The sequence below is a fragment of the Fundidesulfovibrio magnetotacticus genome (genome assembly GCF_013019105.1).
GTDB classification, from domain to species: domain Bacteria; phylum Desulfobacterota; class Desulfovibrionia; order Desulfovibrionales; family Desulfovibrionaceae; genus Fundidesulfovibrio; species Fundidesulfovibrio magnetotacticus.
Genome location: NZ_BLTE01000010.1, coordinates 109,653 through 135,799 on the forward strand (window position 1 = coordinate 109,653; position 26,147 = coordinate 135,799).

A 26,147-nucleotide genomic window follows, 5' to 3' on the forward strand; every position below is an offset into this window, starting at 1 on the left:
CTACTTCTTGGGGTCCATGAGGATGTAGTGGGACAGGCCGACGCCGTCGGCCTTGCAGGACTTGCGGACGGCGATCACGTCCTTCTTGTGTTTGCCTTTCATGCTTCCTCCGTGGCTGGGGTTGCGACAAAAAAAAGGTTCCGGCAGGAAGAACCTGCCGGAACCCTTTGCCTTCAGGTTCCGATGGGGCGGCGTTTCGACAGGTCTTCTGGCTTCCGGATCCTCCGCGCGGGGACGGCCTTCCCGGGGAAACCCCCAGTGACCGGCTTTCGCCATGTCCTCCCGCGTCCCCGGTTACAGCGACGGGTTCGCCACGGATTCGCACCGTGTTCCGAGATGTCGAACGCAAACAGAGGGTTGATACCCTCTCGCGGTCCGAAGGTCAAACCTCGGGCTACTTCCTGCCGAATTCCTGGAGCACGGCGTTGTGGCCGTGGGTGTCGGTGATGCGCACGAAATAGGCCACCTCGGGGGAGTACCAGAGGGTGTAGGTTCCGCTCCAGCCGGTGGTGTTCCTCTTCTGCACTTTGATGCGGAAGGTCTTGAAGGTCCCGGCCGGGGTGGTGACCTCTTCGGAGGCCTCCACGGTGACGGTGTTGGTGTAGCTTGCGCTGCCCTTGGCCGTGCTTGCGTTCTGGGTGAAGGTCCGGGTCTGGCCCACGGCCAGGGGGAAGAAGATGTAGGCGTCGGTTCCCGAATCCACGGAGTAGGCCAGCAGCGAACCGTTGGAGCTCCTGACGGAGAGGTCGCGCCCGAGCACGGCCTTGCGGGCCTGGTCGCCGTCGCCGGTCAGGACGATCTCGTCGCCCACGGAACGCACCTCCATGCGCTCGGCCAGGGCGTAGGGGCTCCTGGTCTTGGCGGAGAAGCGCCACCAGTCGCCGGTTTTCCACTGGGGGGCCTGGGCGGCGGGCAGCGGGGCCACCTCGGTATGGCGCGAGGCGCATCCCGCAAGGGACAGGGCCAGAACCAGGAGCAGCAGAACGCTGAGAGGCCGGACGGATGGGGCGTTAGTCGTCATCGGCGGACTTCCTTTCCTTGGCCAGCTCATCGGCGCTCATGCTCCACCAGGGCATACCGTCCTTGGTGCGGCGCACCTTGAGCTGGAGCTTCTCGTCCTTTTTCACCTTGGAGGCCATCACCACCTCCTTGCCGCCGATGCTGGCCCAGACGCCCGTGACCTTCACGGAGTCGCCCTTGCGCAGCCCGATGGACTCCAGGTCCACGAAGGACTTGGGGCCAAGGTGCACGGTTTCGGTCTTGTTGTCCTTCTTGTCGCGCACCACGAGGGCCACGCCCTTGTCCATGCCCGGCAGGGGGACGATTTCCAGGATGTCTTCCACGCGGCCCTTGAAGGAGTCTGCCTCCTTGGGGTCGTAGGCCTTGTCGTAGGCCCCTCCGCGCTCCCAGCCCTTGATGTTGTCGGCGGCCAGGACGGGCGCGAAGAGGCAGAAAACAGCGAGGAAAGGAAGGACGGCGAAACGGACGAACGATGCCATGGATTCCTCCGGAATGATGTGACGATTCTTGTTAGCTAATGCGCGAGGGCTCCCGTGTAAAGTCGTCGTCATGCGCTTTGGGGTGCGCGCCCGGGGGGGGCCGCCGCGTCCTGCCCCAGTCCGGTTTCGCCCGTCCCGCGCAGGCGCGCCAGGGCGTAGTCGTGCTCCGGGTCGCCCGGGAAGAGGAACTGGTAGGAGATGTTCTCGCGACAGAAGTCCTCGAAGGCCCCGGCCCAGTCCGCCCCGGGGAGCGCGGCGCGGCGCTCCATGTGCAGCAGGGCGAAGAGCGGCTCGCGCCCGAAGGCCTCGGACCCGAAGAGGTATTTGCCCGACATGTGGAAGGGTTTGCGCGAGGCGATGAGCGGGTTGCGCAGCGGCTCGGGCAGCATGGCCACGGCGAAGGACTGCATTTCCGTAAGGTGGAAGTTGCCGTAGAGGAACGCGCCCCAGCAGTGAAGCTCCCCGTGCAGGGAATTGGGCTCCGTCTCCAGGTAGAAGCGCGCGTCCAGGCGCAGGCAGTAGGGGTCGGCCGTGTGGATGGCCAGCGCCATCTTGTTCACGCCCACATCGAAGGGCACCTTGGCCAGGTAGACCACGTAGAAGCCTTTCAACAGTTCGAAGAGGGCGTTCACGTATTCGGGGCGGTTGTAGTCCAGGAATTGCTCGTTGACCGTCCCGCCGAAGATGTTCTGGAGCATGATCGTCGGTGGCGCCTGGTCCGGCTTGGCCGCGACCACGGCGGAGACGAAGGCCGGGTCCGTGGGGGCCAGGGCGTCGTCCGTGAGCATGGAGGGCGTGACGTTCAGGAGCGCCGCATACCTGGACACCCTGTCGAAGGAGACTCCGGCGCGGATGTCTTCCTTTACGGTCTTGATGCTTTTGGGAAGGCCGCACTGCCCCCAGCGCTTCATGTTGAAGAGGTGGTTGGGGGCGGCGGTGTTGCTGCCCCAGGTTTTGCCAAGGAGCATGAAGGCCATGCGCAGTTTGTCTCCGGCGCGGGCCAGGCGTCCCTTGCGGGGCCTTCCGGGCGATGCGGTCAACGGTTCCTGGGCTTTCGTCACGGTAGCGCCTCCGGGGTCGCGTCGTATCACGCCGGTGCGTCGATTTGTAACCCCTTTTTTACCATATAATAAACCAAAAAAGGGCCATTGCCAAATCGGGCCCTGCCTCCGATTGTGCGGCCAACACGGGAGCGAGTGCATGGGGGAAAAACAATCCGCCGCTGGCTGCCGGAACCCCGCACGCGAGGCGGCCAGAGCCTCCGCTCCCGCCCGGGGCTGGCTTGGCAGTGGTGGATCGGCAGAACGCTTGCGTGGTCCGGGATTACAACCTCTCATCAGGAGGTTCCATCATGTTGCGGCGCATCCAGGCAACACCGGCCGAGCCGTCGTCCATGCCTTCAGTGCCGTCCTGTCCCCCGGATCTCAGGAGCGCCCACCGCGTCGAGGTGGCCCGGGACTTCGTCATTGAGCTGGCGGTCTGGTTCGGCCGCTGCCTGGGGCTGCGCCGCATCCACCTGAGAGATCTCGGTTCCCCGGTGTTCACCCTTGGGAGGCCGCCCTACCCCTGCATCGACAACATCTCTGCCGGTGGCCTCGGGCTCTCCTTCGCCGCCTCGGCCCCGTCGCAACTTGCGGCCCTCCGTGAGCGCCTGCCCTTGGCCCTGGTCTACTTCAAACTTCACGACCCGGCCGAGACCAACTCCTGGCCCCTGGCGTTCATGGCCGGCTACGAAGTGAAACGCGTGCGTTACCACGAGGGCCGCATCTGCCTGGGCCTGAGCCTGGCCTTGGACGGAGCGCCACACCCCGAGGAAATGGCCCTGGACTTCGTGGACGCCCGCAAGTACGGCAACGCCTGCCTCACCAAGTGGTGCGACGACATGCAGCGTCGCAACGTCCGGGGCGGCTGCGCCAAGGGCTTCCAGGGCCTGCGACTGGACATGCTGCTCAGCCAGCTGGACGCCGCCCTGGCCGAACTTCCGGGCCGTTCCGTCTGTCCCGGAGCCTGACCACTGGATGCATGACACAATGGCCAGCCCACGCCGCAGCGCCCCGTGCGCCGCAGAACTCTCCCCCAGCGCAGGGAGCCCCGAGCGCATCCGCAAGATCGCCGTGGCCGAGTTGCGCCCGGGCATGACCGTGGTGGATACCGGGCTTTCCTGGACGGAACACCCCTTCCTCTATTCCGCGGCGGGGCCCGTGGACTCCCGGAGGCAGGTGGAGGCCCTGCTGGCCGAAGGCTACCGCGAGACCTTCATCCGGGAGGAACGCACGCCCGCGCCCCCTCGCCGTTCCGGCATGTCCCCGTCGTCCCGGCCGCTGCCGGGCCGGGACGATTACGCCCGGGCCCGGGCGCTCCAGGATGAATCCGTCGGTGTGATCAGCGCCTTCATGCGGGCCGCGCGCCTGGGCAAGCCCCTGGACCGCGAGGCCCCCGCGCGCCTTGTGGAAAAGGTGATCGATACCGTGGCCGGAAACCCCGACGCGCTGGTGAGCCTGGCGAACTTGCGCCGCAACGACGCCTATTCCTACACACACTCCCTCAACGTCTCGGTCCTGGCGGTTGTGTTCGGGCAGTACCTGGGCCTGGACAAGGACGCGCTGCGCGGGCTGGGAGAGGCCGGCCTCTTCCACGACCTGGGCAAAACCCGTATCCCGGACGCCATCCTGGACAAGCCCGGGCGTCTCACCCCGGAGGAGTTCGCCGTTATCAAGTCCCACCCGGGCGAGGGGGCGGACATCCTGGAAAGCCAGGGGCTCGGGTCCCCAAAGGTGTTGGCGGCCATCCGGGACCACCACGAGAAGTTCAACGGCGCGGGCTATCCCCGGGGCCTGGCCGGAGACAGACTGGAGCGCGCGGCGCAGGTCGTCGGGCTCGTGGACTCCTACGACGCCATGACCAGCAACCGGCCCTACCGGGGCGCCATACAGCCCAACACGGCCATGCGCATCCTGTTCGCCATGCGCGACAAGGACTTCTCGCGCGAACTGTTGGAATCGTTCATCAAATGCCTGGGCATCTATCCGGTTGGCAGCCCCGTGCGCCTGCGCGACGGCTCGGTGGCCCTTGTCTGCGGTTCCAACCCCGAGAGCCCCCTGCTTCCCACGGTGAAGATCATCCTGGACGCCCGCATGCGTCCCAGGCCCCACCTCGTGCTGGACCTCGCCTCGCCGCAGGTCAAGGCCCTGGGCGATGCTGTGGTCATCGAAGCCCCCCTGGACATGTCCGTGCTGGGCATGGACCCGGCCGGCTTTCTCTTCTGACGCTCTGTCCGTCCAGTGCGGCCCTGGTCATCCCCGGCTGCTCCCGGCCCGGGAGACGCGAAACGCCCGGCGAGGGCCGGGCGTTTCGTGCATGCCCTGCGTCGCGGGGAAAAGGCCGAGTCCCTTGCGGAGTTTCTCTCCGTGAGGGCCGGGCAATTCCCAGCGGCGCAGCGGGGGGATACTTCGACAGGTCGCTAGCAGGCGAACTGGCCGTTCTCGTAGACCACCTTGATGCCGCCGCCGCGCAGACGCGCCGTCACGCGCTTGGGTTCGGTGTTCACCAGGTCCCAGTGGAGGGCCGAGTCGTTGAAGCCCAGTTCGGCCTTGCGGGCCTCGGTGAGTTCGGCGGGGTCTCCGTCGTAGGTGTCGGAGTAGGAGCTTCCCAGGGCCACGTGGCAGTTGCCGTGCTCGCCGCCGAAGTTCTCGTCGAAGAGGGTGTTGGCCATGAAGCGGTCGATGCGGGAGAAGCGGCGGTCGGTCAGGGAGAATTCGCCCAGCCTGGAGGCCCCGGCGTCCATGGCCACCTGCTTTTTCACGAACTCCTCGCCTTCCTCCGCCTTCACGTCCGTTACCATGCCCTCGCGGAACTCCAGGCGCACGCCGCGCACGAGGTTGCCGTTGCGGTAGGAGGGCTGGTCGGCGAAGTAGACGCCCTCGGTGCCGCGCCAGTCCGGCGAGAGGAACAGCTCGAAGCTGGGGATGTTGTGCCCCGAGATGCCGATGAACCGGCGCTTGAGTCCGGGGGTGACGGTGAGGTCCACGTTGGCGGACTCCACGTGGTAGGCCTCCACGTCCAGGGCGTTGATCCATTCCTTGATGGTCGTGGCGTCCTTGTGGATGCGCCGCCATTCGGCCACGGGGTCGGCGGCGCGCAGGTGGCAGGCCTTGATCACCTGTTCGGTGAACTCCTTCTTGGTGAGCCCGGCGCAGCGCGCGTATTCCGCGGTGGGGTGCACGCAGAGCGTCCAGCCGAACTGCCCGGCCTCCTCGCGGCGGGTGAGGATGTCGCGGTAGGGCTTGCGGGCGATGGCGGTCTGGGCGATGCGCTTTGGGTCCACGCCGGAGAGGTGGGTGAGGCTGTCGGGCGCGATGATGTACACTGAGCCGTGCAGGTTCTCGTAGAGCTCCCTGGTGCCGGGTGCGATGAAGCTCAGCTGCGGGTCATTGCCCCGGGAGTAGAAATCCAGTTCCATGCGCGAGGTGAAGACCATGCGCGGCACCACGTTGAGGCCCCTGTCCACCAGTTTGGCGAAAAGGGTCTCGGCCAGCTTGAGCCCGGCCAGGTCGTACTGCACGAGCACGTTGTCCCCGGGCTGGTAGGGGGTGGTGCGGGAGGTGTCCAGGCCCCAGATCAGGACGTCGGCGTATTTGTCCAGGAGTTTGGCGGTCAGCACGGCGGATGGCTCCAAGAATGGGGTTGTCGGCGTGCAAGCCGTTTGCCCAAAAGAGCCCGCAATGTAAAGCGGGGCGGGAACCCGCGCCGCGCGGGCGGCGCTGGTTTCGTCACGGGGCCGTCACATCAGGGGCGGACACTCTCTGGCGATGCTGCCCTTCATCCAGTCCACCTATCTGGCCGCGCTTCTGGAGAGCTTCCACTCAGGGGTGTTGATCCTCAACGTCCGGGGCGACGTGTACGCCGCCAACGAGACGGCAGGAGCCATGCTCGGGCTCGATCGCGAGGACCTGCTGGCCGGGAGCTTTCGCGAGCACGTGCTTCCCGGCGTCCGGGAGAAGGACGAGGCCCTGGCCCTTTTCGAACGTATCCGCGACGGGGGCGAACCCGGTCCGGGCATCCAGACCACCTTCGACCATCCCGCGCTGGGGCCTCGCCACGTCACGCTTACGCTCTCCCGTCTGGTGGAATACGGCAAGGTTTTCGGCATCGTGGCCCAGCTGACCGACGTGACGCCCATCTACGAAATGCACCGGCGCGAAAAGGACATGCTCGAGGAGCAGGCCCGGCTCCAGCGCGAACGCATCGCCTCGTTGGACCAGCTATCCATGGCCCTTGCCCACCAGATGCGCAACCCGCTCATGAGCATCGCCGGCTTCGCGCGCATCCTGGAACGCAAGGGCCGTCTGGACGAGTACTGCACGGAGGCCCTGCGCGCCATCCTGGACGGGGCCGGACGCCTGGAGGAAATCGTGCGGGCCGTCACCTGCTACACCGCCTCGCGACCGCTGGAGCGCGTCGCCTCGGACCTGGGCGGCCTGGCCAGGGAGGCCCTGCGCGCCGTGGAGCCCCTGCCGGGCGGCGTGCGCGTGGAGTGCGCGCCGCACTGGCCCTGCGTCCAACTGGACCCCCGACGGGTCCGCGACGCCCTGGCGGAGGTGCTGCGCAACGCCGTGGAGGCCTGCATCCCGGCGGGGGGCGCTGTGCGCGTTGTGCCGGAACTCGACGCCGACGGCCCGGGCATCGTGGTCACCGACCAGGGGCCGGGCATCGACGCATCGATCCTGCCCTTTCTGTTCGACCCCTTCTTCACCACCAAGGCCGTGGGCGTGGGCATGGGCCTGCCCAAGGCAAGGCGCTGGATGCGGGAGATGGGGGGAGACGTGGCGATTCGCAGGATTCCCGGCGGAGGAACCATGGCCATCCTGCGTTTCCCGGCAGGCAGCGTCTTGAAGGGCGCGGAAAAATAGTCTAATAAACGCTGCTTCACATCACCGGAGGAGGCAGCCCATGCCCAAGGAAGACGCCATCGAAGTGGACGGAACCGTCCAGGAAGCCCTGCCCAACGCCATGTTCCGCGTGGAACTGGAGAACGGGCACGAGGTCCTGGCGCACATTTCCGGCAAGATGCGCAAATTCTACATCCGCATTCTGCCCGGCGACAAGGTCAAGGTCGAACTTTCGCCCTACGATCTCTCCCGGGGCCGCATCACCTACCGCATGAAATAGGCCTCCTTCCGGAGGCTTTCCGCCTGGCCGCGCGCCCCGTCCCGGGGATCCTTCGCAGCCCACGCCGTCCCGCAGCTTCCGCCGTCCGGCCTGCCACGCCCGTCAGGGCAGGAACGCCCGGCGCCTTGCGCCCCCTCGCCCGTTCCCAGAAGAGCTCTCTCCGGCGTCGGGAACATGCCGCGCGCTTCGGAAAATCCTCAGCGTCCTCCAGCTGTTCGTGCCCCCAGGGACCCCGTCCCGTGCGACCCTCATCCGATGGCGACACGGCCGCGCGGCAAACCGGAAACCGCTGGAAGCCCTCCGCGCCGTCTGGCGCGCGGCGGCACCGCAGGTCCGTCCCGCGCAGGGGCAGGCCCGGGAGCCCGCCCGACCGGCGGCGCGGCTCCCACGTCCCCGCCCGGAATGACCCGCGAGGTCCCGGCCGCCCCTGTGGGGACCGGCCGGTCCTGCTGTGAAGGCCTACATCTGGGAGATCATCTCCATGAGGTCCTTGTTCACTTCCAGAAGCCTGTCGCGCAACTCCACCTGCTCCACCCAGGGCCGCTCGGCGGCCTTGTCCAGGCGCTGCTTGAGCATCGTGAACTTGGATTCCGTGTCGGTGAGGATGAAGTTCCAGTCCACCCGGGGCATGGCGCGCTCGGTGTGCAGCACCATGGCCGTCTCGGCCCCGGGCTTGAGGGTGCACTCCTCCAGGTATTCCGGGGTGCGCACCGTGAATCCGAAGCGCTCCCGGATGAGCCCGGCCAGGGTGTTGATGGCCCCGTTTTCGCCGTGGACCAGGAAGACTTCCATGCCGTTGGGCTTGAAGTGGTTGAGCCATCCCAGGATCTGGCTCTGGCCCGCGTGGGCCGAGAAGCCGCCGATGGTCCAGATTCTGGCGGCCACCTGCACGTCCTCGCCCAGCAGCTTGACGGTCTTGGCGCCGTCCACGATCTTGCGGCCCGGGGTGCCCTGGCCCTGGTAGCCCACGAAGACCACGCTGGCTCCCTTGCGCCACAGGTTGTGGCGCAGGTGGTGCTTCACGCGCCCCGCGTTGCACATGCCGCTGGCCGAGATCACGACGGCCGGGCCGTCGGTGGTGTTGATATTGCGCGATTCGTCCGCCGTGAGCGTGAACTTGAGGTTCGGAAGGCTGAAAGGATCTTCCCCCGCTTCGATGAGCGCCTTGACCTCGGCCTCCATGTACTCGGGATGCTTTCGAAAAACCTCCGTGGCCCGGATGGCTAGGGGGCTGTCCACGTAGACGGGCATGTCCCGGGGCAACTTGCCTGCCTTGGAGAGCATGTGCAGCGAATAGAGCACCTCCTGGGTGCGCTCCACCGCGAAGGCTGGGATGATCACCTTCTCGCCGTGGGCATAGGAGAACGAGATGGCTTCGGCCATTTCGTCCAGGCTGGAGCCCAGGTCCTTGTGGTCGCGGTCGCCGTAGGTGGATTCCAGGAAAAGGTAGTTGGCGTCCTCCACGTGGCTGGGGTCGCGCACGAGGAGCTGGTCCTGACGGCCCAGGTCGCCCGAGAAGACCATCTTGCTGGTGGCCCCGTTCTCCGTCACCCAGATTTCGATGAAGGCCGAGCCCAGGATGTGCCCCGCGTCGCGGTAGATCACCTTCAAGCCCGGGGCCGGCTCGAACTCCTGATTGTATTCGATCACCTGCATCATGGGCATCACGGCCGCCGCGTCGGCCTGGGTGTAGAGGGGCTCCACCGGCTTGCCGCCACGCCGGGCGTTCTTGCGGTTGGCCCACTCGGCCTCCATCTCCTGGATGTGGGCCGAGTCCTGGAGCATGATCCAGAGCAGGTCGCGGGTGGCCGTGGTCACGTACACCTTGCCGGAGAAGCCGTGGCGCACCATGCGCGGCAGCAGGCCCGAGTGGTCCATGTGGGCGTGGGTGAGCAGGAAGAAGTCGATCTTGCGCGGCTGGTAGGCCGTCACGTCCTGGTTGCGGGACTCGATCTCGCGGTTGCCCTGGTGCAGGCCGCAGTCCACGGCAAATCGGATGCCGCCCGTCTCCAACACGTAGCACGACCCGGTGACGGTCTTGGCCGCACCCAGAAACTTGACTTTCATCAGTGCCCTCGGCAGGTTGCGGTTGCGCGTTACAACGCGGGGATCGCAGCCTACACCAAGACGACGCGGATTCCAAGGCGCGCCGGGAACCCGCCACGGAGCATCACGTCATGAGCACCCTTCCGGGCATCGTCCCTGCGGCCCCCCAGGACACCGAAGCCGTCCGCGCCCTCTTCCGCGACTACCAGCAGAGCCTGGGCATCTCTCTCTGCTTCCAGAATTTCGAGACCGAACTGGCCACCCTGCCCGGCCGCTACGCCCCCCCGCACGGCGAGATTCTCCTGGCCCGGGACGCTCAAGGCCCCGTGGGCTGCGTGGCCATGCGCCCCCTCGACCAGCCCGGCGTCTGCGAAATGAAGCGCCTCTTCGTGCGCCCCCAGGCCCAGGGCACGGGCCTGGGCCGCGCCCTGGCCCGGGCCGTGGTCGCCGCCGCGCGTGCCGCCGGATACCGCGTCATGCGCCTGGACACCCTGCCCTCCATGGGCCGGGCCATCGCCCTCTACGAGTCCCTTGGCTTCAGGGACATCCCCCCCTACTGCGCCAACCCCCACGAGGGCGTGCGCTACCTGGAGCTGGACCTGACCACTTAGCTGCCTGTCGACAAGGTCGATTCTTGCAGCCTGTTCAAAAAACTCGCTGCAACGCAACCAGCGAGGGTTGTTCAACAGGTTGTCAGGACCCCGGGGCGTAGAGCACCCCGCAATCCAGGCCCGATCCGCCCGCCAGCACGTCCTCGAACGCCGTGAGCCCGGCCGGATGGCTGGCGCTCCACCCCTTGGCCGAATAGACCAGGAACTCCGCCCCCGTGAAGGCGAACGTCTTCGCCGTCAGGTCCACCGTGAACTTCACCCGCAGAAAGGCGCGGGCGGCCTTCACCTGCCCGTCTTCCCCCGCCGCCGGGCACAGGCGCGCCTCCGGCAGGTCCATGCGGTATTCGCCCGTGGAGAGCACCCGCGTGACGCCCTGGGCGTCCACGTACTGCTCCCACGTCACCTCCTTGAACACCGGGCCCACGCGCATGGCCTGGCCCACCGGCACGGCCGGGTCCAAAGGCGTGACGCCGCCTTGCACCAGCTCCACGCCCGGATCGCCGCACCCCGCCAGAGCAAGGCAGATCGCAAAGCAGAGGAGAATGCGCCCTGGACGGCTCGCGATCCCGGATTCAGACGGTTGCCTCGTGTCGCCCATGGGTGGCTCCTTGCCGCGTGTGCTTGAATTCAACTGAAACCGGGGATAGAATCAACCATCCCCCCCATGCTGTCCACAACGGATGTCCTATGATCGAATGGAACGACTCCCTGTGCACCGGCGTCGAGGAGATCGACGCGCAGCACCGCGAACTGGTGCGCCGCTACAACGTTTTCTCCCAGGCGGCCGCAGACGGCGCGGGAGCCGCCGAACTGGCCGAGATGCTCCGCTTCATGCACGCCTACGCCGAAGAACACTTCCGCACCGAGGAACGCTTCATGGAGCGCACGGGCTATCCTGGCCTTCCCAGCCACATCCTGCAACACCGGGAATTCACCGGCAGGCAGTTCTGGCTCCTGGAAGGGGCCGACTCCCCCGAAACCGTCCAGGAAACCGTGGACTTCCTGCGCGAGTGGATCGCCCGGCACGTCGGTGAAGTGGACGCCAAGATCGGACTCCATGTGCGGGAACTCGCCCGCAAAAGCTGACCCGCGCGCCCTTCAGCAAGATCGTCGACTCGGCTGGAGGAGAGGCCTCCGGCGGCCAGGGCAGAGCCCTGCAGCAGGGGGCACAGCGTCCCAGGTTCTTCAGGAGGCGAAGCCCTGGCCGCCGGGGGCTCTTGCCCCGGCCGCCCTGCCGCACCTTGCCGCAGCCCCGGGCGTCCCCTCTTCCCCCCTACGCGCCGGCCGCCTGGAAGGCCTCGTCGAGCATGGCCTTCGCTTCGGCCTGGATGGCTCGCAGGTGCTCGGTTCCCTTGAAGCTCTCGGCGTAGATCTTGTAGACGGGCTCCGTGCCGGAGGGCCGGGCGGCGAACCAGCCGTTTTCGGCGGTGACCTTGAGCCCGCCGATGGACGCCCCGTTGGACGGGGCCTTGGTGAGCTTGGCCAGGATCGGCTCGCCCGCCAGGGAGTCGGCGCGGACGTTCTCGGGGGTGAGCTTGGCGAAGGCGGCCTTTCCGGCATCGGAGAGGGGCGCGTCCACGCGTTCGTAGACCGGGTCTCCGAAGCGGGCCGTGAGCTCGCGATAGTGGACGGCGGGGTCCTTGCCGGTGACGGCGGTGATCTCGGCGGCAAGGAGGTCCATGATGAAGCCGTCCTTGTCGGTGGTCCAGGCCTGGCCGTCCTTGCGCAGGAAAGATGCCCCGGCGGACTCCTCGCCTCCGAAGCCGAAGGCCCCGGAGAGCAGGCCCTCCACGAACCATTTGAAGCCCACCGGCACCTCGGCAAGATCGCGTCCCAGGTCCTTGGCCACGCGGTCGATCATGGCGCTGGAGACGAGGGTCTTGCCCACGGCGGCGCGTGCGGGCCAGCCGGGTCGGCTGCGGAAGAGGTAGCCTATGGCCGTGGCCAGGTAGTGGTTGGGGTTCATGAGCCCGCCGGTGGGGGTGACGATGCCGTGGCGGTCGTAGTCGGGGTCGTTGCCGAAGGCCACGGCGTAGGTGTCCTTGTGGCCGATGAGCCGGGCCATGGCGTAGGGCGAGGAGCAGTCCATGCGGATCTTGCCGTCGCGGTCCACGGTCATGAAGCCGAAGGTGGGGTCCACGGTGGGGTCGGTGACTTCCAGGTTCAGGCCGTAGCGCGCGGCGATGGGCTCCCAGAAAGCCACGCCGGAACCGCCCAGGGGGTCCACGCCGATGCGCAGGCCGCTCTTGGCGATGGCTTCCATGTCCACCACGTTCTGGAGGTCTTCCACGTAGGGGGTGACGAAGTCGTACGCCTGGACGTTGGGGGCCTTGAGGGCCTTCTCGAAGAGCACGCGTTTGACGCCCGAGAGCCCGGCGGCCAGGTAGGCGTTGGCCAGGTCCTGCACGGCCTTGGTCACGTCGGTGTCGGCCGGCCCGCCGGAGGGCGGGTTGTACTTGAAGCCGCCGTCGCGCGGGGGGTTGTGGGAGGGCGTGATGACCACGCCGTCGGCCAGCCCCTGGGAGCGCCCCCGATTGTAGCAGAGGATGGCGTGGGAGATCACGGGGGTGGGGGTGTAGCCCTCCCAGTTCATGCGGGTCTCCACGCCGTTGGCGGCCAGGACCTCCAGGGCCGAGACCATGGCCGGGGCCGAGAGGGCGTGGGTGTCCATGCCGATGAACAGGGGCCCGGTGATGCCCTTGGCCTTGCGGTAGTCGCAGATGGCCTGGGTGGTGGCCCAGATGTGGTTCTGGTTGAAGGTGGCGTCCAGGGAGGACCCCCGGTGTCCGGAGGTGCCGAAGGAGACGGCCTGCGCCTTCTCGGCCGGGTCGGGCTGGAGCGTGTAGTAGGCGCTCACGAGCTTGGGAACGTCGACCAGGAGCGAACGGGGCGCGGGCTTTCCGGCCAGGGGATGGACGGCCATGGGAGCTCCTTTACTGATGCTTGTAGTCGGCCGGGGCGTGGAACTTGTCCAGGCACTGGGCGAATTGCTTCACGAAGTCTCGGTAGTCCTCGAAGGTCATGTCGGTCTTCACGCCGATGGCCTCGGAGGAGAAGCAGTGGGAGTCCGAGAAGCAGCAGACGTCGAATTCGATGTCCACGTAGACGGTGTTGGGCTTCTCGAAATAGCGGTTGAATACCACGGAGCCGTCGGGGTCCACCAGGTCGATGCGGGCCGCGCCGAAGTCGGTGTTCAGGGCCTCCAGGCCGTCGAGGGTGTACTTCACCGCGTCGGCGTAGAGGTTCATGCGCGAGATGGAGTAGTCGTCGGTGACGTGCAGGGCGGGGTTGAACACCGGCTTGCCGTCGATGGTGACGACGAGTTCCACGGCGTAGCCGTAGTCGGTGGCTTCGAAGTCCAGCTCGACGCCGAGCACGCTGGAATTGACTTTCAGGGGGCATTTCATGGTTGGGATCACCTTTCGGGGCGCTATGGTTTCGGCTTGTCCTGCATACCCGCATTGTCCAGGATGGTGAAGTCCTTGGGAGGGGCGTACTGGAAAAAGTCCTTGGGCACGGCGGGGTTGGTCTTGAGGTTTTCCAGGGTGACGTCGTTCAAGTTCCCGTAGAAGTCCTCGATGACGATGCGGGCGAGCATGTTGGTCTTCAAGTCCACCCAGGCGTGGGCCAGCACGAGCCCTGGTTCGGCCTCGCGGGGCACGAGCTTGAGCTGTGCCTGGCCCTGGGGGGCCTCGGGCTCCTGGGAGACGTGGAAGTCCTCGCGCAGGTTGCCCTTGCCGGAGAGGAAGCGCAGCATGGTCTTGGAGCCCAGGATGTCTTCAACGGCGTAACGGTAGGCGGTCTTTTCCCCTGGGAAGACGTTCCAGGCGGCGTCCTTGCCCACGATGAGCAGCTCCTTCTCGGGGCGCTCGGTCTCCCAGCGGATCAGGGCGGGCTGGGAGAAGACGAGCTTTCCGGTGCGCGTTTCGCGCTCCTTGCTGGCGGCGTTGACGAGCACCTGGGTGAAGTCGGCGGAAAAGGACGTGACGGACTGGTACTGCTTCTGGACCTTGTCGGGGAGCCCGGCCACGTCGGCGGCCAGGGCGTTGGCGGAGCACAGGAGCGCGCACAGGGCGCACAACACGCGAAGCGTCATGGGGACCTCTCAGAAACCGGTGTGCCGGATGGCCTGGAACACGGCCTCCACGTCGAGGACGGCGGCCAGTTCCGGCGTGAGGGTGTAGGGGACCACGTGGATGTCGTGGCGGAAGAGCACCTGGGTGAAATAGGGGCCAAGGGGGCCGGGCACGGCCAGGCACTTGGCGGCGCGCAGGGTGTGGCGCGAGAGGATGAGCTCCCCGATGGCGCTCTCCAGGGCCGCGGGGGCCAGGGAATCGCGCACCTGGAACACGGCCTGCACCGCGCCCTCGCCCGAGGCCAGCACGATGTCGCAGCCGGGGGCGGAGCCCAGCTTGCAGCGCAGCTTGCGGGCGTCCACGAACTTCTGGAGCTGTTCGCGGAGGCTGCGGGCTACGGCCTCGCGCAGGGGCTGGGCCTGTGCGCCCTCCACGCAGGCGGAGGCCAGGGCGCGCGGGCCGAAGGCGATCCGCGAGCCCGCATCGCCCAGGCCCAGCGCGTTCCAGCGCTCGTGGTCGTGAAGGGCCCCTGCCAGGCGGCGCAGGTGGAAGCCCGCGTCGGGGCTCGCCGCGCTGCACAGGATGAAAGCCTTGAAGGAGCCCGCCCCGGGGCTATCCTGCTGTTGGCCGGATGCGCCCGGCGCGGAGCCCGGCTCTTCCAGTTCGTGAACGGTGGGACCGTGGCCGTGCCGTTCCAGAAAGGCGGCCAGGGATTCTCCGTTGCCGCGCTCGCGCAGGCGGCAGGCCACCAGGGCGTCGCCGCCGAAGCGCACGAAGAAGCCCGCCTCCCGGGGATCGATGCCCCCGGCGCGGAAGCCGATCTCGGCGCAGGGGGTGAGCCGGGCCGGGTACGCGGGGTCGCCCAAGCCCAGGAAAAGCGTCTCGCGAGCCTTGGTGGAGCGCCAGGCGGTCCACAGGCCCAGGCCGGGGTTCCACGCCACCTCCAGCCTGCGCCAGCCAGTGCCCACGCGCACCTGGGCGGTGAGGGGCACGCAGTCTTTCTTCAAGTGGGACTTGAACGATTCCAGGGCCGCGCGGGCCAAGTCGGAGTCGGTGAGGATGCGCATGGGGTCATTCCCTGCCCTTGAGCACGACGCGCGGCTTGCTGCCGTCGGCCGGTCCCAGCAGGCCGTCGCGCTCCATCTGTTCGATGAATCGGGCCGCACGGTTGAAGCCGATGCGGAAGCGGCGCTGGATGAGCGAAATGGAGGCCTTGCCCTGCTCCATCACGAATTCCAGGGCTTGGGGATAGACGGGGTCCGAGAGGGAGTCGCTGCCGTCGTCGCCGCCGCCTATGGCCACGCCCTCGGCCGAGGCCTCCTCCTTCCAGCTTGCCAGGTCCATGAGGTAGCTGGGGGCCTGGCGCTCCTTCCAGTATTGCACCACGCGGGCGCTCTCCTCGTCGGAGACGAAGGCCCCGTGCATACGCACCATCTTGGCCCCGCTGGGCTTGAAGAGCATGTCACCCTTGCCCAGCAGGTGCTCCGCGCCCACGGTGTCCAGGATGGTGCGCGCGTCGTGGCGGCTGGTCACCTGGAAGGCGATGCGCGTGGGGAAGTTGGCCTTGATGAGCCCGGTGACCACGTCCACGCTGGGGCGCTGTGTGGCCAGGATCAGGTGGATGCCCGCCGCGCGCGCCAACTGGGCCAGGCGCACGATGGAGATTTCCACCTCCTTGGCGGCGGTCATCATCAGGTCGGCCAGTTCGTCGATGATCAGCACCAGATAGGGCAGCGGGTCCACCACTTCCACGTCCGGGCCGGGGTTGGCGGCGAGCTTGGCGACCTTCTCGTTGAAGCCGTCGATGTTGCGCACGCCCATCTGGGCCATGGCTTCGTAGCGGCGGTCCATCTCGGCCACGCACCAGTCCAGCGCGGACTTGGCCAGGGCCATGTCCGTGACCACGGGGTGCACCAGATGGGGCAGGTCCTGGTACATGGCCAGCTCGATGCGCTTGGGGTCGATGAGCAGGAGCTTCACCTCGTCGGGCTGGGCCTTGTAGAGGATGGAGAGCAGGATGCCGTTGATGCACACGCTCTTGCCCGAACCCGTCGCGCCAGCCACCAGAAGATGGGGCATGCGCGCCAGATCGGCGGTGAAGGGCTTGCCCTGGATGTCCTTGCCCACGGAGAGCGTCAGGCGGGAGGGCTGGCCCGTGAAGGCCTCCGATTCCAGGATGTCGCGCAGGTAGACGGTCTGGCGTCGGGCGTTGGGTATTTCCACGCCCACGGTGTCGCGCCCGGGGATGGGGGCCTCGATGCGCACGGCCATGGCCTTCATGGCCAGGGCGATGTCGTTGGAGAGCCCGGCGATGCGGCTGACCTTCACGCCCGGCGCGGGCCTGATCTCGAACATGGTCACCACGGGGCCGGGCACCACGCGCACCACCTCGCCCTGGATGCCGAAGTCGGCCAGGCAGGTGACGAGGCTCGCGGCCTGGGCGCGCAGCACGTCGTCGCCGGGCCCCACGGCCTGGGCCGGGGGCTTGGAGAGGAGATCGAGCGAGGGCAGTCCGTCCGGACGCGGGGCGGGCGTGGGCGTCTTGCGCAAGAGCGGCCTGGCCTTGGGCCGGGCGGTGCGGGAGGCCTGCGCCTTGGGCGTGACCACCAGCTCCTCGTCGGGATCGTGGGCTTCATGGACCGCGGGCGCGGCTGCGTGGTCCTCGTCCTCGCGCTCCTCTTTTCCCGGGCCGAAGAGGAACCGCCGGACGGTCGGCCCGGCCACGTCCCATATACCGGCCAGGAAATCCTTCGCCTTGAGGAACATCTCCTGCCAGGAGACGCCCAGGAAGAGCTGCACGCTGGCCACGGCCAGGAAGGTGACGGCCAGATAGGTGCCCACCGGGCTCAAAAGCCTCGCGCCCAGGCCGTAGAGGGCGCTGCCGAACCAGCCCCCGCCCTTGACGTGGTTGATGGAGAGCCCCGGGCCGGGCCAGTCCGACCCCAGGGAGACGAGCACCACCAGGAAGATTCCGAAGAGCCCGGACCAGTGGGTGCGGGTGATGCCCATGAGCGGGAAGAGGCGCGCAAGCCCGGAATAGGCGGCCAGGGCGGGCAGGAACCAGCCGGCCAGCCCGAAGAGGTCCACCAGGAGCCCCGAGAGGTAGGCGCCGAGGAAGCCCGCCAGGTTGGCGATCTCGCGGCCCGCGATGCGCGTCTGGTTGAGCGTGGGGTCCAGCGGGTGGTGGGTGGCCAGGGCGAGCCCCAGCAGGGCGGCCACGAACAGCCAGCAGACCCCGGCCAGTTCGGTCAGGATTTTTTTGCCTTCGGGCGAGGGGTCTTGCGTGGTTTGTTCTTCCATGGGAGCGCCAAGGGCCGTGAAGCCCACGCTTCACGGCCCTTCTAGTCTAATTCGCGCGCGAACGCACTACACGCGGCCCAGGTATTCCCCGGAGCGGGTGTCCACCTTGATCTTCTCGCCCTCGTTGACGAAGAGCGGCACGTTGAGCGTGACGCCCGTGGAGAGCGTGGCGGGCTTGGTGGCGCCGCTCACGGTGTCGCCCTTCACGCCGGGCTCGGTGTGCGTCACTTCCAGCACCACTGAGGCGGGCAGGTCCAGGTCCAGGGCCTTGCCACGGTACATGAGCATGGTCAGCTCCATGCCGTCCACCAGGAAGCCGCCCTTCTGGCCCAGGGCGCTCTCCTCCACGGAGAACTGCTCGTAGTTCTCCATGTCCATGAACACGAAGCCCGAGGAATCCTTGTAGAGGTACTGCATGGAGCGGGTTTCCATGTCGGGCTTCTCCATCTTCTCGCCGGAGCGGAAGGTGTTCTCCACCGTGCGCCCGTTGAGCATGTTGCGCAGCTTGGTGCGCACGAAGGCCCCGCCCTTGCCGGGCTTGACGTGCTGGAAGTCGACGATTTCGTAGGGAACGCCGTCCAGCTCGATCTTGAGGCCGCGGCGGAAATCGGTGGTGGAAAGCATCGTGTCTCCTTGGATGTCAGCTGTTCTTTTTGAGCCAGTGTTGCCACAAGGCGCAAACCGCGAGGGCATAGCTCATCATGCCGAAACCTGCAATCACCCCGATGCAGTTGCGGCCGATGAGGCTCTGCTGGCGCAGAGGCTGGTCGGTGCGCCCGAAGATGTTGGAAAGATGCACCTCCACGCTGGGCACGCCGATCCAGGCCAGGCAGTCGGCCAGGGCCAGGCTCGTGTGGGTGTAGGCCCCGGCGTTGAGGGCCAGGCCGTCCACGCCGTCCTTGCGGGCGGCCTCCAGGCGGTCGATGATCTGCCCCTCGCCGTTGCCCTGGTAGTGGGAAAGCTCGATGCGCGACGCCTTCTGGCCCAGCACGGATTCCACCATGCCCGGCAGCGCGTCCATGCCCAGTGATCCGTAGATCTCGGGCTCGCGCACGCCCAGGTTGCCCAGGTTCGGGCCGTTGACGACCAGTATCCGGCAGTTGGTCATGTTCCCCACCTTGCTTTCGCGTGCGATCGCTGTATGCTTGGCGCTCCAAAATCGTTCGTGACGGAATCCCGAACCATGCGCAAGACGTTGCACCTAGAAAAGACCATCTACGGCCAGAACGACCTGACCGTGCCCGAGGCCCCGCAGATCGCCCTGGCCGGGCGCTCCAACGTGGGCAAGTCGAGCCTCCTGAACCGCCTTGCCGGGCGCAAGCAGCTGGCCAAGACCAGCTCCACACCCGGCAAGACCCAGTCCATCAACCTCTACCGGGTGGACCCCTCGGGCTACTACCTAGTGGACCTGCCCGGCTACGGCTACGCCCGGCGCTCCAAGGAGGAGCGCGCCCGCTGGGCCAAGCTCATCGAGAGATACCTCACCGGCAACGAACGCCTCCAGGGCGTGGCGGTGCTCATCGACTGCCGCCTGCCGCCCCAGCAGTCCGACCTGGACATGGTGGGATGGCTGCGCGCCGAGGGAGTGCCCGTGCTCGGCGTGCTCACCAAGGCCGACAAGTGCACCCAGCGCGACCGCCAGGCCCAGAAGGCCCGCTGGGCGGCGCTCCTGGGCGGACAGGCCCCGGTGCTCTTCTCCTCGGTGAGCGGCATGGGCTTCGAGGAACTCTGGCGTCTCTTCGACCAGGCCGTCGGCTTGGCCGATACCGAAAGCGCGGCCCCCGCGCAGCGCCAGGAGACTGCGCAAGACGCCTAGCTCCCCTGCCCTGCCCCCACCGGACCCGGCGCGGCCCGAGCGGACCCGGAATACGCCCAGGCCCCCGCACCGCCCCGATCAAATCCCGGCTCGCCGTCCGCAAGACGGCGGGCCGGGCGCGTTTCGATCTACGGCATCAGCTCCAGCACCTTGCGCATCACCTCGAAGGCGTCGGCCACGTAAAGCACGTCGGCCTTGCCCTGGGCCCAGCCGCACGAGGCGTCCAGGTTCACCGCGCGGCGCTCGCCGATGAAGCGCCAGCCCACGGTGTGGGGCTCCTCGCCGTGGCAGCACGTGGCCAGCCCCTTGGCGTGGCGCGGCGTGGCCCCGGTCTGCCCCACCTGGTGCATGTGCGTGAGGAAGCTCATCACCTGCTGGCCCTCGCCTGAGAGGTCCACCAGGGATTTGGACGTGCCCAGCGAGGCCTGCGCCTTGCCCAGGAACCCCAGGATAAGCTGCTCGGCCTCGGTGAGGTGCGCCTGGCCGTCGGCCTGCTTCTTGGTCCAGCCCGCGCCGGCCACGAAGAGCAGCGCCGCGTCGGGGCGGATGGTCTGCTCCTCGGCGGAGGGGCAGATCATGCCCGTCACCTTGGAGCGCACGCCGGCGGGAAGCTCCGGAGCGGCCGCAGCCACCTGGGCCTTGCCGGGAGCGGCCTCGCAGGGCGCGAAGCACCCCGTGGAAAGGGCGACGAACCAAGGACGCGCGGGACGAGCGATCTCGGCGTACATGCGCTGGCGGTAGTACCAGCGGGTGGCCACGGGCTTGCCGTCCTGCACGGACAGGGCCGTGACGCCCGTGTCGCACACGCCGCCCAGGCGGGCGGCCACGCCGGGCAGCGCGCGGCTCACCCGCGAGGTGGCAGCGCCCACCGCCACCGTGGCCCCGGAGGCCTTGCACAGCGCGGCGAAGGCCGCCGCGTCGGTGGCGTAGCGCGGCTGGGCGTATTCGGCCCCGGCCACACCGTAGAATTCGGCGGCCCCGCATCCGGCCACGGAATCGGCCGCGGCCTGCACGTCCGCGCCCACCAGGCCCACGCACAACGGCGCGCCCAGCTGGCCCGCGAGATCCCTGGCGGCCGTCAGGGCCTCCAGCGAAGCCTTGCCCAAAGAGCCGTCGCACTCGACGGGGGCGATGAGAAGAACCTTGTCCATGATGTCCTCCGGCGGTCCGGGCGTCCGGCCCGGGTTGCCAGTGTGGTCGTTGTCAGGCCTCCGGCGGCCAGAGAGGGCGCTGCCCTCTCTGGACTCGCCCGCCAGGGGGATGATCCCCCTGGACCCGCAATTGCTTCGCGTCGGTTCCCGGACCGCCCGGCGGTCCGGGAACCGGCGCGAAGCGGAAAGGGAGTCCAGAGGGCGTAGCCCTTTGGCCGCCGGAGGCTTCTCTTACGTCAATGCCACCCGACCGCGACTAGGCCTTGAGCCAGTCCACGATCTCCTTGGCGATCTCGTCCACGGGGGTGTCCTTCACCACGCGGGTCTCGCGCTTCTGGCTGGGCACCTGCACCGAGAGATATTCCGGGCCGCCCTCCACTTTCACGGGCTTGGCCTTCTGCAGGGCGGGCATCACCAGGCGCATATTCTGCATGCCCACCTGGGGGTTGTTGGGGGGCTCGGGGAGCTCGCCCGTAGCCCAGCCCACCACGGCGGGGGGGCCGTCCAGGGTCGATTCCTGGTAGCTGCCTCCCTCCACGCGCTCCAGCAGGCGCAGCGCGCCGCCGGACTGGACTTCCAGCTTGTCCACGCCCTGGAACTGCTCGAAGATGCCCAGCTTCTCGCCCACGATCTGCAGCGTGGCTCCGGCCCCGCGCGAGGCCGACATCCAGCCGCCGAACACCAGCAGGCGGGACTTGTCCAGCCCGGGAATGGCCTCGATGGCCTCGGCCAGGGCGGTCCCCACGGCCTGGGCCTCCACGAAGCCGCCCGCCGGGCCGTCCAGCACCACCAGCTCGAAAGGCACCTTCTGGGCGATGGTCATCATCACCTGCTGGAGCTTGGCCTTGGGGCCCATGCTCACCAGCCAGACCTTGCTGCCCGGCGCGTTCTTGGCCAGGTTGGCGGCCTCGAACAGCGCATGCCCGGCCCAAGGGTCCAGGATGGCCGGAAGCATCAGCTCGTTTTTCAGGCCCCACCCGGCGGGCCCCTTCACGGGTTCGAGCGTCTGGAGCGGATCGGGCACGATGCCGCCGCAGACCACGATATGATAGCCAGCGCTCATAGATTCTCCTTCAGGTCGTGTCTGGATGGCCTCCGGCGGCCGGGGCTTCGCCCCGGACCCCACCAGAGAGGGCGCCGCCCTCTCTGGACTCTCCCGCCAGGGGGATGATCCCCCTGGACCCGCAATTGCTTCGCGTCGCGTGCCGGGCCGCGTGCGCGGCCCGGCACGCGACGCGAAGCGGAATGGGAGTCCAGAGGGCGTAGCCCTTTGGCCGCCGGAGGCTTTCTTTACGTCGTTATCTCAAGCGTCACTTCAGCGTCTAGTTCTCGGCCGAATGCAGGCCGCCCGCACCGGCGCGGAAGTCCACGTTGGTCTTTTCCGGGTCATTGGGGTGGGCCTTGGAGCAGTTCCAGAGGCAGGCTCCGCAGTGCACGCATTTCTCGCGGTCGAACAGGGGCACGCCAGCCTCGGGGTTCATGGTGATGGCCTGGCCGGAGCACATGTCGATGCAGATCTTCTCGCCGCATTCCTCGCAAAGTTGCGGGTCCACGAAGACCACGTGGTCGGCGTAGCCGAAGGGGGCCTGCACCTTGCCGCCCAGGAGCAGCGCGTCCTGGTGCGACACCAGGAGCTGTCCGTCGTATTCGATTTTAGGCCAGCCCACGCGGTCCATCACGGCGTCGTGCAGGGCTTCGCCCTTGGCGCGGCATTCCTCGCGCATCCTGGCCAACTCGGCGGCGGGAATCTGGGGGTAGTAGGTCTCCTCCAGGGTGGGCACGCGCTCGTGGGGGGCGCGGTGGTCGCCGCACATGTTCAGTTTGCCCTCGGTGAAGCCCGTGAGGGCCATGCCCATCAGCCCCTGGATGAAGCCCTTGCCGAAGCCGTCGCGGGACTTTTCGGCGACCTTGGCCTCGGCCTCCAGGTGCGAGGCGCGCCTGCGGGCCACGTAGGCCTCTTTGAGGTTGGCCCGGCTGAAGGGCTTTCCGGCCCTGAGCAGTTCGAGGACGCCCTCGGCCAGCTGCACGCCCGAGGTCCAGGCCTCGTCCACGCCCGAGCCCGTGAGCACGTTGGTGGTGCCGGAGCCCTCCCCGATGCGGGCGTAGCCGTCGCCCACCAGCCAGGGCTCGCCCCTGCGGCCCGACTCCAGGAGCGACTTGGCCCCCCAGGAGCGCATGACGCCGCCCTTGAGGTGCTGCCAGAGGTAGGGATGGGTGATCCAGTGCTGCAGGTAGCGGTAGGCGGTGCGCACGGGGATGTCCAGCCAGGAGGGCACGAAGATGCCCAGGGAGGCCACGCGCCCGGGCAGCACGTAGAGGAAGCCGAAAATGTCGGGCTCCGGATAGCCGAACGTGTGGAGCACGAAGCCCTCGGGCAGCGTGCAGGATTCGGGCAGGTCCACCACCATCTTCATGCCCAGGGCCCAGTCGCGGCGGGTGTGGCCGTGGGGCATGCCCATGGCGTCGTCCAGGCCGCGCCCCACGGGGCCGACGGGGCCGTCGCCGATCACGGTGAGGGCCGCCTTGATGTCCATGCCGGGCATGTAGCCCGCGTCGGGCTCGCCCTGCTTGGTGACGCCCTGGTCCACCAGGCGCACGCCCACCACGCGGCCGTCCTCCACCAGCGCCTTGTCCACGGGCATGCCGGGCCAGACCTGGGCCACGCCCTCGGCCATCACCTGGGCGCCCACCCACTGGTTGAACTGGCCCAGGGAGAACACCAGGCCCGGCTCCTTGCGCAGGAACGGGGGAATCCAGGGCAGCTCCACGGAATGCTCGCCGCAGAAGGGCAGGTGCTTGCCGAAGGTGCGGATGAGGCCGTCCTTGATGTCCAGGAGGTCCTGGCGGCGGCTCGCGCCGTGGGGGTCCAGGAGGTAGGCCACCTTCTCGTGGGTCACCTCGGCGCACAGGGGCACCTGGGCCGGATCGAAGTCCGGGAAGGTCTCGCGGATGCCCCGGGCCTTGCTCACCACGCCGGAGACGCCCGCGGCGATGTCGTCGGCGCGCTCATAGCAGATCACCTGCGGGGGCATGCCGGGCATGACGGCGCTCTCCACGGCGGGCGTGCCGTCGGGGTTCATGAGGCCCCGGGACAGGGTGGTGAGGAATCCGCCCATGGCAGGGCCGAAACCGACGCAGACGATGTCCACGTCCATGCTTTGGCGTTCCATCTCCGACATGCTCTCTCCCTCGTTGGGCAGCCCCGGCGCGTCCGGGGTCACGGTAAGGTCTGTGGAATCAAAGGATCGCAAAGGGCGCGGCCCTTTGGCCCGCAGCGGGCTCTCCCCGTCGGGAGGGCCGCCGCTCACGATGCCCGCGAGACGTCACCAAGGACGGCCTCAGGGCGCGAACGCCGCCGGACGCCTTTCCGTGCGGAAAAGCGTCCGGCGGCCGGATCGTCGTTCGTCAGCCGGGGCCGGTCTACTGGGGGTAGTCCAGGGCCTCGGGGATCATCACCTGGGTCAGGGCCTGGCCGGCGCGGTCTTTGGCCAGGGCGGCCCCGGCGGTGGCGCGGTCGATTCCGGCGCGCAGGGCCTCGAAGGCGGCCAGCTCGGCCTCGTCCTGGGGGCCGAAGCCGTAGACCATCTGGGCGCACACCCGGGCGCACTCCCCGGCGGCGCGGGCGGCCTGCACCATGGAGAGGTCCGCGAAGAAGCCCAGCGTGCCTTCCAGGCCCTCGGCCACGATGGGGTTCTCGGGGCCCTTCTCGGCCAGCTCCAGCACGTCTCCGACCTGGGCGCGGGAGGCCATCACCCAGCAGAGGGCGTCGGCCATGGGGAAGGTCACGTTCTGGCGGCGGTTGTGGTAGAGGCGCGCGCCGGAGGGGTCCTTGGCGCGGTGGAGGAACTCCAGTGTCCACAGCCACAGCTCCATGGAGGCGGCCACGGCCCCCGCGCCGGTCTCGGGGCGGGTGGCGGCCAGGATATTGAACTCCTCGATCCAGATGCGCAGCCTGGCCAGGAAGACCTCGTTGGTCATGGTGATGGAGAGGTGGCGGCGCTGCACGGCCTCGGGGCCTTCGTAGGTGGCTTCCAGCTGGCAGTCGGTCCATTTGTAGAAGAGGAAGCCGGGGCAGTCTTCGGTGATGCCGTAGCCGCCCATGAGGGCCAGCACTTCGCGCATCATGTTGGCGCCCTGGCCGGTGTTCCAGAGCTTGCAGGCCGGGCAGAGGATGTTGGCCAGGGCCTCCAGGGTGGCGTAGCGCACCAGGGGGTCGGCCTTGAGCGCCTCGATGCGGGCCTCGTCGCGTTGGCCTTCGGGCTGGGCTTCCAGGCCGAGGAGCTCGATGGCCTGTTTCTCGACCTTGCGAAGGGCCGACAGCTGGGACTTGGGACCCATGATGCCCTGCTCGGAGAAGATGCGGTCCTTCTCCTTCTCGGAGGGGTCGAGCTGGTCGAAGAGGCGGGCGGTCTCGAAGCCCAGGGAGGCTCCGGCCTCGCCCATGGCCCATACTTCGGCCAGGCGCAGCACGGCGTCCTGCTTCTGCTGGATGCCCAGGTCGAACTTGGGGGTGCCGGGCTGGGCGTCGCCGCCGCGGAAGCGCTGGCGGTGGTAGCGGATCACGGGTTCCACGGCCGAGAGGAGCTTGGCCGTGGACATGAGCGCCACGGGCACGCGGGTACGGTGGAACACCGCGCCGATGATCTCGGAGTGGGTGTAGTTGGGAACGATGACGCCGTCCTTGACGGTGTAACCGCCCACGATGCGGCTGGCCGGGACCTTCAGGTTGAACACCGGGTCGCGCGTGGAGGAAAGCTGGTGCACCATCTTGAGGGTGGGCGCGCCCCGGTCGAAGAGGCCCTCGTCGGTGTCTTCCACGATGACGATGCAGGAGGTTTTGATGCGCGGATCGTCGGTGTCCACGGCGCAGGTGGCGAAGTTGGCGAAGTCCATGCCGGTGATGAAGCGGCCGCGCTTGTCCACCTGGAGGATGGGCTCCTTGCCCTCCTCCCACTCGGCCACGCGGAGCTTGCCCACCAGGGTGTTGGTCTCCACGCCCACGTAGGGCAGGGGCTCGGTGAGGGCGAAGGCGCCGCGGATGATGGTGCGGTCCTCGCCGGGCTGGGGGGGCACGCAGCGGCTCATGTAGGAGTCGCGCTGGTCGGGGGTGCCGCGTTCGTGGATGGGGGCCAGGGCCAGGTTGGTGGCCAGCGAGCAGGTGGCCGCACCGGCGTCCACCCAGGCCAGCTCGAAGGCGACCAGGGCCAGGGCGAGGTTCTTGGGACCCTCGATGAAGCCGCCCTGGTGGGGGTCCATGAAGAGGGCGGTGAGCCCGGAGGAGTCGAAGGCGTCGAGGAGCTGGGCCTTGTGGTCGGTCCACTCGTGGGTGTGGCGCGCGCCCTCCGCCACCAGGCGCGCCACCAGGGTGCGGGCCAGGGAGCGGGCGGACTGTACGGTCATCTGGATGTCGTAACGGTCGGCGAAGCGCCACATGATCTGGCGGACATCGTCGCCGGGAAGCGTGCGAAGGGTCTCCATGA

The 26,147-nt window shown here is 68.0% G+C and carries 25 protein-coding genes and 1 riboswitch; of the genes, 7 read left to right on the plus strand and 18 right to left on the minus strand.

Annotated elements, in window-relative coordinates:
- From cbpA to NNJEOMEG_RS11810, 4 genes are all read right to left on the minus strand, one after another.
- Nucleotides 1-102: a modified peptide precursor CbpA gene (gene cbpA, locus NNJEOMEG_RS11795; protein ID WP_173084662.1), complete on the minus strand. Its 102-nt coding sequence runs from the start codon at nt 100-102 to the stop codon at nt 1-3.
- 101 nt (nt 103-203) lie between these two features.
- Nucleotides 204-333: riboswitch (cobalamin riboswitch) on the minus strand.
- A gap of 61 nt (nt 334-394) precedes the next feature.
- Complete coding sequence (locus tag NNJEOMEG_RS11800) at nt 395-1,021, minus strand: TapB family protein (protein ID WP_173084664.1); 627 nt, start codon at nt 1,019-1,021, stop codon at nt 395-397.
- On the minus strand, nt 1,011-1,499 hold the full coding sequence (locus tag NNJEOMEG_RS11805; RefSeq protein ID WP_235956940.1) for a MamS/MamX family magnetosome protein: 489 nt from the start codon (nt 1,497-1,499) through the stop codon (nt 1,011-1,013). Before NNJEOMEG_RS11805 ends, NNJEOMEG_RS11800 begins: the two co-directional genes overlap by 11 nt.
- Before the next feature lie 68 nt (nt 1,500-1,567).
- Nucleotides 1,568-2,560 carry a hypothetical protein gene (locus NNJEOMEG_RS11810; RefSeq protein WP_173084666.1) on the minus strand — a complete coding sequence of 331 codons (993 nt, stop codon included), beginning with the start codon at nt 2,558-2,560 and terminating at the stop codon, nt 1,568-1,570.
- Nucleotides 2,561-2,892: 332 nt separating this feature from the next.
- Here NNJEOMEG_RS11810 and NNJEOMEG_RS11815 point away from each other — a divergent pair, with 332 nt between their 5' ends.
- Nucleotides 2,893-3,510, plus strand: a complete 618-nt coding sequence (locus NNJEOMEG_RS11815) for a hypothetical protein (RefSeq protein ID WP_173084668.1) — start codon at nt 2,893-2,895, stop codon at nt 3,508-3,510.
- A 19-nt stretch (nt 3,511-3,529) separates the two neighbouring features.
- Nucleotides 3,530-4,765: an HD-GYP domain-containing protein gene (locus tag NNJEOMEG_RS11820; RefSeq protein ID WP_173084670.1), complete on the plus strand. Its 1,236-nt coding sequence runs from the start codon at nt 3,530-3,532 to the stop codon at nt 4,763-4,765.
- Nucleotides 4,766-4,959: 194 nt separating this feature from the next.
- Here NNJEOMEG_RS11820 and NNJEOMEG_RS11825 read toward each other — a convergent pair whose 3' ends face one another.
- Nucleotides 4,960-6,159, minus strand: a complete 1,200-nt coding sequence (locus tag NNJEOMEG_RS11825; protein WP_173084672.1) for an aminopeptidase — start codon at nt 6,157-6,159, stop codon at nt 4,960-4,962.
- A 148-nt stretch (nt 6,160-6,307) separates the two neighbouring features.
- Here NNJEOMEG_RS11825 and NNJEOMEG_RS11830 point away from each other — a divergent pair, with 148 nt between their 5' ends.
- The gene (locus tag NNJEOMEG_RS11830) at nt 6,308-7,408 is read left to right on the plus strand and encodes a two-component system sensor histidine kinase NtrB (protein WP_173084673.1); all 1,101 of its coding nucleotides are present in this window, start codon (nt 6,308-6,310) and stop codon (nt 7,406-7,408) included.
- Nucleotides 7,409-7,448: 40 nt separating this feature from the next.
- Nucleotides 7,449-7,667, plus strand: a complete 219-nt coding sequence (gene infA, locus NNJEOMEG_RS11835; protein WP_027190819.1) for a translation initiation factor IF-1 — start codon at nt 7,449-7,451, stop codon at nt 7,665-7,667.
- Nucleotides 7,668-8,126: 459 nt separating this feature from the next.
- Here the strand turns inward: infA and NNJEOMEG_RS11840 are convergent, their stop codons facing one another.
- On the minus strand, nt 8,127-9,734 hold the full coding sequence (locus tag NNJEOMEG_RS11840; protein WP_173084675.1) for an MBL fold metallo-hydrolase RNA specificity domain-containing protein: 1,608 nt from the start codon (nt 9,732-9,734) through the stop codon (nt 8,127-8,129).
- 110 nt (nt 9,735-9,844) lie between these two features.
- Between NNJEOMEG_RS11840 and NNJEOMEG_RS11845 the strand changes: the two genes are divergently transcribed.
- On the plus strand, nt 9,845-10,324 hold the full coding sequence (locus NNJEOMEG_RS11845; protein ID WP_173084677.1) for a GNAT family N-acetyltransferase: 480 nt from the start codon (nt 9,845-9,847) through the stop codon (nt 10,322-10,324).
- Nucleotides 10,325-10,406: 82 nt separating this feature from the next.
- Here the strand turns inward: NNJEOMEG_RS11845 and NNJEOMEG_RS11850 are convergent, their stop codons facing one another.
- The gene (locus tag NNJEOMEG_RS11850; protein ID WP_173084679.1) at nt 10,407-10,814 is read right to left on the minus strand and encodes a hypothetical protein; all 408 of its coding nucleotides are present in this window, start codon (nt 10,812-10,814) and stop codon (nt 10,407-10,409) included.
- 197 nt (nt 10,815-11,011) lie between these two features.
- Between NNJEOMEG_RS11850 and NNJEOMEG_RS11855 the strand changes: the two genes are divergently transcribed.
- Entirely contained in the window at nt 11,012-11,410 is a 399-nt protein-coding gene (locus NNJEOMEG_RS11855) for a bacteriohemerythrin (RefSeq protein WP_173084681.1), read from the plus strand.
- Nucleotides 11,411-11,597: 187 nt separating this feature from the next.
- Here the strand turns inward: NNJEOMEG_RS11855 and pgm are convergent, their stop codons facing one another.
- The 7 genes from pgm to NNJEOMEG_RS11890 all read right to left on the minus strand — a co-directional run bounded on the left by pgm (nt 11,598) and on the right by NNJEOMEG_RS11890 (nt 18,808).
- The gene (gene pgm, locus NNJEOMEG_RS11860) at nt 11,598-13,247 is read right to left on the minus strand and encodes a phosphoglucomutase (alpha-D-glucose-1,6-bisphosphate-dependent) (protein WP_173084683.1); all 1,650 of its coding nucleotides are present in this window, start codon (nt 13,245-13,247) and stop codon (nt 11,598-11,600) included.
- A gap of 10 nt (nt 13,248-13,257) precedes the next feature.
- On the minus strand, nt 13,258-13,731 hold the full coding sequence (locus tag NNJEOMEG_RS11865; RefSeq protein WP_173084685.1) for a hypothetical protein: 474 nt from the start codon (nt 13,729-13,731) through the stop codon (nt 13,258-13,260).
- 23 nt (nt 13,732-13,754) lie between these two features.
- Nucleotides 13,755-14,420 carry an outer membrane lipoprotein periplasmic chaperone LolA gene (lolA, locus tag NNJEOMEG_RS11870; RefSeq protein WP_173084687.1) on the minus strand — a complete coding sequence of 222 codons (666 nt, stop codon included), beginning with the start codon at nt 14,418-14,420 and terminating at the stop codon, nt 13,755-13,757.
- 9 nt (nt 14,421-14,429) lie between these two features.
- Nucleotides 14,430-15,467, minus strand: a complete 1,038-nt coding sequence (locus NNJEOMEG_RS11875; RefSeq protein ID WP_173084689.1) for a hypothetical protein — start codon at nt 15,465-15,467, stop codon at nt 14,430-14,432.
- Nucleotides 15,468-15,471: 4 nt separating this feature from the next.
- Nucleotides 15,472-17,700, minus strand: a complete 2,229-nt coding sequence (locus NNJEOMEG_RS11880) for a DNA translocase FtsK (protein ID WP_173084691.1) — start codon at nt 17,698-17,700, stop codon at nt 15,472-15,474.
- Between the two features lie 66 nt (nt 17,701-17,766).
- Nucleotides 17,767-18,324: an elongation factor P gene (efp, locus tag NNJEOMEG_RS11885; protein WP_173084693.1), complete on the minus strand. Its 558-nt coding sequence runs from the start codon at nt 18,322-18,324 to the stop codon at nt 17,767-17,769.
- 16 nt (nt 18,325-18,340) lie between these two features.
- Complete coding sequence (locus tag NNJEOMEG_RS11890; protein ID WP_173084695.1) at nt 18,341-18,808, minus strand: type II 3-dehydroquinate dehydratase; 468 nt, start codon at nt 18,806-18,808, stop codon at nt 18,341-18,343.
- Nucleotides 18,809-18,883: 75 nt separating this feature from the next.
- Between NNJEOMEG_RS11890 and yihA the strand changes: the two genes are divergently transcribed.
- Nucleotides 18,884-19,516: a ribosome biogenesis GTP-binding protein YihA/YsxC gene (gene yihA, locus NNJEOMEG_RS11895; RefSeq protein ID WP_173084697.1), complete on the plus strand. Its 633-nt coding sequence runs from the start codon at nt 18,884-18,886 to the stop codon at nt 19,514-19,516.
- 128 nt (nt 19,517-19,644) lie between these two features.
- Here the strand turns inward: yihA and NNJEOMEG_RS11900 are convergent, their stop codons facing one another.
- From NNJEOMEG_RS11900 to NNJEOMEG_RS11915, 4 genes are all read right to left on the minus strand, one after another.
- Nucleotides 19,645-20,667: an electron transfer flavoprotein subunit alpha/FixB family protein gene (locus tag NNJEOMEG_RS11900; protein ID WP_173084699.1), complete on the minus strand. Its 1,023-nt coding sequence runs from the start codon at nt 20,665-20,667 to the stop codon at nt 19,645-19,647.
- Nucleotides 20,668-20,923: 256 nt separating this feature from the next.
- Nucleotides 20,924-21,730, minus strand: coding sequence for an electron transfer flavoprotein subunit beta/FixA family protein (locus tag NNJEOMEG_RS11905; protein WP_173084701.1), 807 nt, complete (start codon nt 21,728-21,730; stop codon nt 20,924-20,926).
- A gap of 259 nt (nt 21,731-21,989) precedes the next feature.
- The gene (locus tag NNJEOMEG_RS11910) at nt 21,990-23,846 is read right to left on the minus strand and encodes a 4Fe-4S ferredoxin (protein WP_173084703.1); all 1,857 of its coding nucleotides are present in this window, start codon (nt 23,844-23,846) and stop codon (nt 21,990-21,992) included.
- Nucleotides 23,847-24,087: 241 nt separating this feature from the next.
- A complete protein-coding gene (locus NNJEOMEG_RS11915; protein WP_173084705.1) occupies nt 24,088-26,145 on the minus strand; it encodes an acyl-CoA dehydrogenase family protein in 2,058 nt (685 codons plus the stop codon).
- Nucleotides 26,146-26,147: the final 2 nt, after the last annotated feature.